The organism is Brunnivagina elsteri CCALA 953 (assembly GCF_002289455.1).
Taxonomy (GTDB): domain Bacteria; phylum Cyanobacteriota; class Cyanobacteriia; order Cyanobacteriales; family Nostocaceae; genus Brunnivagina; species Brunnivagina elsteri.
Genome location: NZ_NTFS01000470.1, coordinates 1 through 4,683 on the forward strand (window position 1 = coordinate 1; position 4,683 = coordinate 4,683).

Consider the following 4,683-nt stretch of genomic DNA (forward strand, 5'->3'; position numbering starts at 1 on the left):
GAATAATTTTTGTGATTCTATCTTAAATTCATTCATTAAGCCGAAAGCAGCTTAAAATATTTTATACCTTGATACAGGTTTTAATCGATTTGTTGCTGCAATTAATACCAAGTAATCAAGCTCTGTTGCAGATTTTTTTTTTAATAATAGTCAAATGACTTGCTAGCAATCTTTTTGAGATATCTCATGAAGATGATTCATCCTGTCAAACAGTACAACCTCTGTAAATAAAATTACTTTGTACTTAAATATGATTTTTAGCGATCGCACCTTTACGATTGAGATATTAGCGCTATATTAATTAAATAGTAAAAATGAACTATTAATATAGCGAGTGTGAGTCAGACCAGAAAAATCATTCACATCGACATGGATGCTTTTTACGCATCTGTAGAACAACGCGACAATCCCAGCTATCGAGGTAAACCGTTAGCAGTTGGTAGTTCACCGAGTCAACGCGGGGTGGTAGCAGCTGCAAGTTATGAGGCAAGAAAATATGGGATTCATTCGGCAATGGCATCAAGTATGGCAGTTGCAAAATGTCCAAATCTCATCATTGTCCGTCCTAGATTTGAAGTATACCGAGGAATATCAGACCAAATCCACGATATATTTAGGCGCTACACCGATATATTTGAACCCGTGGCATTGGATGAAGCTTACCTCGATGTCACAGAAAACAAACAGGGATTTCCCTATGCTTCCACCGTTGCACGACATATCAGAGCCGAAATATTCGCCCAAACCAACCTCACCGCATCAGCAGGGGTATCCATCAATAAATTCCTCGCAAAAATGGCATCGAGTATAAATAAACCCAATGGCATGACGGTGATACTGCCGGAAGATGCGATCGCGTACTCGCGCTGCGCTTCGCTTGTCGCTTTTGTGGAAGGTTTACCCATCGAAAAATTTCACGGCATTGGTAAGGTTACAGCCGCTAAAATGCAATCATTGGGTATTCGCACCGGGGCTGATTTGAAAATGCGATCGCTTGCTTTTTTGGTGCAGCAGTTTGGTAAAGCAGGGCAATACTATTACAACATCGCTAGGGCTATTGATGACCGAGCAGTCGAGCCAAACCGCATTCGCAAGTCGATTGCTGCAGAAAACGCACACCAAGGTCAAAAAGTGCCAGGTACAAAAATATCCTACATAATGCACTTAAGTTTTGTCAGTATGGAAATAATTGCTGCTTTAAATATAGAGCCAGAACGCGATGGTAATTTAGCTATTCAATGCGCTATTTTGCACGACACTATTGAAGATACCAATACAACATTCGAGCAATTAGAAAGCGAATTTGGCGCAAAAATAGCTAATCCCGGATTTCTCACGAAGTTTGAAGAAATAGGGGTCAAAAACTGCCAAAATGTATGTTGCGAAACAATTACAGCAGTTTAAAGCATGACCCCAAGTAAAAATCATTCGGGTGCGGCTCTTTTAAGAAGACGCAGAATAGGTTTAGACAGGCATTGCAATGCTTGGAGGGGAAATAGAACAACGAGCTTGAATGACTCGTTTCATCAATGGAATACCGTCTTTGTATAAACTGAGGTGATTGCGTTTATGCTCTTGCTGTAAATGAAAGCGCCAATACTCATGCCAATCACCGCTAATGTAAAGAGAACGGAGACGCAAAACAGCGATACTCACCAGCCAAACTCCATCTAGCACCAGTAATGTCCATTCTGTCTTTAATTAAATGACGACAGGCACCCTCAATAACTCCGGTGGCGATCGGTAGACCAGCTTTTAAGTAATCGTCGTATTTGAGATAATTAGCATTGTTGAGCAAATATAAGGGCGCAGTTGTCCACTGGTTTACGCTCGGATGTTGTAAGTTGGCGTAAAGTTGCACTTCGACGCATACCTGCGGCAACGGAGCTTGATTTACCTTCGAGGATAAGCTGTAAACGTCTACTCACCCAAGTTTCTGCCTGTTTAGAAGTATCCGAATAAAAGGCAAATGCTGCTTTCCACAAATACTCAATCACATGAATAATATCCAGGACAATTGTTAAGTTGAGATTGTGTTGAAGAGCAAATTTATTCAAGAGTGATAATTGTTGCTTGTTGCCATCGACTAAGGCACAAAAACGCTTTTGTTTGTTGGGGTCACGGTATAATGCCTCTTCAATTGCCTCGGAAATAACTAGTTCTGGCTGTTTCTCCAAAGAAGCCCAAACACGCTTACCGATTGGTCGAGGTCGTTGTCTTGAAAAGTTTTGTGGAAGGAGACCTTCCCCACAAACTTTTCGCTTAATTTTTCGATCTTCATCAGATGGGCTAACAATTTGTTGGGCTGTACGTACAAAGGGATTGATTGTATAAACCGAAGCCACCGTTGCCATTCGTTTAGCATTGCGCTTTTCTCATGAATCGTTAGGCGTTTATTTAACTTCTTGCTTGAAGCCTGCGCTCGTTTTTGGGTATCAGCACGCAAGTCTTCTGTGCGTACAACAACGCCCTTCCCGTCCGTACTGATAACTACTATTTCCCCCGTTTCTTCTAACTCTCTTGACTGAGCTTGTTGGTCGTGATAGAAATCATCAAAATCGCCAGCACTATGGTAAGCCAGTTCTTCTGCTTGACGCTTACCTATTTTTGCTGCCGTTGTTTTTTCGATTATTTCCACCGTTTCCCTAAATCCCGAACGAGCTACTTCAACTGCTACTCGTTGCCTGAGTCCGTGAGAATATTGTTCCACCGGTAAATTTAGCTCCCCATCTAGGGGAATGAGCGAATTTATCTTTCTGCCTCCGTAACCAATTCGATTGGCAATTACTGTGCCAAATATTGTTGTTAATTTCCGCGACAATCTTTTCTTATGGCTTCTCTTGGCTTCGTCCCTACCTTCTGCCAAGCCTTCTATTTCGTCTTCACTGCGTTTATCAAAATATCCTTGCAACAACTTTCTCAACAGTTCATAACCGTTTTCAAGCATTTTACTTTCTATCTCCCCATGCTCTAAGCCACAAATACTATCTGAGTCTAGCCAACCGACTAGTTCTTCAAATAGCTCTCGTGCTTCTTCCCAAAACATGCCTTGATTTGAAGTAGATGCTTGCATATGTCTCGTTTAATCCTGGTTTTTCATTTTTTCAAGCCAATTCCATCTAGTTGCTTTTTGACTTGCAATACTATTCTGGTAGGCTTTTCATTTATTACTCTTTTATTATACACCGTACTCCTAAAAGAGTCGCACCCAAATCATTCTATACCGGAACAGTTCATATTTGGACAAGAAAAGTCATATCCAGTTATAGTTAATTTCAAGAGTGAGCCTGTAACATCGGATGCAGGGCTAACACTAATTGCGGAACTGGATAGAAAAAGAGAAATAACATCACGATTGGCAGGATGTTTCAAAGACTACCGAGAGCCAAATAAAATTCTGCATCCAGTTAATAGCTTAATTGCACAAAGAATATATGGCTTAATCATGGGCTATGAGGATATAAATGACCATGAAACTCTACGTCATGACCCCATATTTGCATTTGCAGTTGGGAAAGTGATTAATGAGGAACAAAAATCAATTATATTGGCAGGCAAAAGTACCTTAAATCGGCTTGAGCATTGTCCAGAAGATGTATCATCAAGGGCAGATAGTAGATATCACCGTATTGAACATGATGCATCAGCAATAGAAACACTACTAGTTGAGCTATTTCTAGAATCTTATCGAAAGCCACCACGACAGATAATTTTGGACTTAGATGTTACCGATGATTTAGTTCATGGGAATCAAGAAGAAACATTTTTTAACCCTTATTATCGAGGGTATTGTTATGCTCCACTTTATATTTTCTGTGGTAAACATTTACTTGCCTCAAAACTTAGGGCATCTAATGTTGATCCAGCAGGAGGTGGGTTAGAAGAATTACAACGAGTAATAAAAATAATCCGCTCAAAATGGAAAGATGTAAAAATTATTATTCGCGGAGATAGCGCATATTCGAGAGACGATATAATGAGTTGGTGTGAAATCTTGCCACCGGGGAGTATCCCCGTGGCAAAGTTTCACGTGAATCTCAAAGTGAAATTGATTATGTATTTGGACTTGCTCAAAATAATCGTTTACTTCAGTTATCTCAATCAATAAAGTATCGTGCATCTCAGGAATACTCAGGAAAACTTCAACCCATAGTTGAGTTTTTTCAAAGCTTATTTCCTCCATCACCAGATTTAAAAAATGATGCAGCAGCATTTGTTCATAACTCAGTTTGGTATTGTTCTCTTGACTATCAAACACTCTTATTGTTGGAGCCGCAATCGTCGTGTTGTTGCAAATCTTGCCACCGGGGAGAATCCCCGTGGCAAAGTTTGCGCCAAAGTTGAGTATAGCGAGAAAGAAGTTGATACTCGCTTTGTAGTGACTTCACTTCCTATCAATAAAATTCCTCCAGGACGACTTTATACTCAAAAATATTGCCCACGCGGGAATATGGAGAATTGTTTAAAAGAACAAAAACTAGGGTTACATAGTGATAGAACTAGTACCCATACGTTTCAAGGAAATCAACTACGTTTGTGGTTCGCATCAATTGCCAGGGCTATTTCATTCTAAAAAGTTGCTGAAGTGTGTCTAACCCAAAGGAAGACAACCGTTGAGCTTGCGCCATATTTTCAAACATATTGTCACGGAATAAATTAAGTGCGAAATTTCGAGCGATCGCA

General features: G+C 40.1%; 1 protein-coding gene and 2 pseudogenes. 2 read left to right on the forward strand and 1 reads right to left on the reverse strand.

The window, feature by feature from the left end:
- The first annotated feature begins 336 nt into the window (after window positions 1–336).
- Complete coding sequence (dinB, locus tag CK510_RS26580) at window positions 337–1,404, forward strand: DNA polymerase IV (RefSeq protein WP_095724523.1); 1,068 nt, start codon at window positions 337–339, stop codon at window positions 1,402–1,404.
- 60 nt (window positions 1,405–1,464) lie between these two features.
- On the opposite strand, the pseudogene CK510_RS26585 reads toward dinB, so the two are convergent.
- A pseudogene (locus tag CK510_RS26585) lies at window positions 1,465–3,073 on the reverse strand (ISKra4 family transposase).
- Window positions 3,074–3,220: 147 nt separating this feature from the next.
- On the opposite strand from CK510_RS26585, the pseudogene CK510_RS26590 reads away from it, so the two are divergent.
- Window positions 3,221–4,555: pseudogene (locus tag CK510_RS26590) on the forward strand (IS1380 family transposase); the annotation flags it as partial.
- Between the last annotated feature and the right edge of the window lie 128 nt (window positions 4,556–4,683).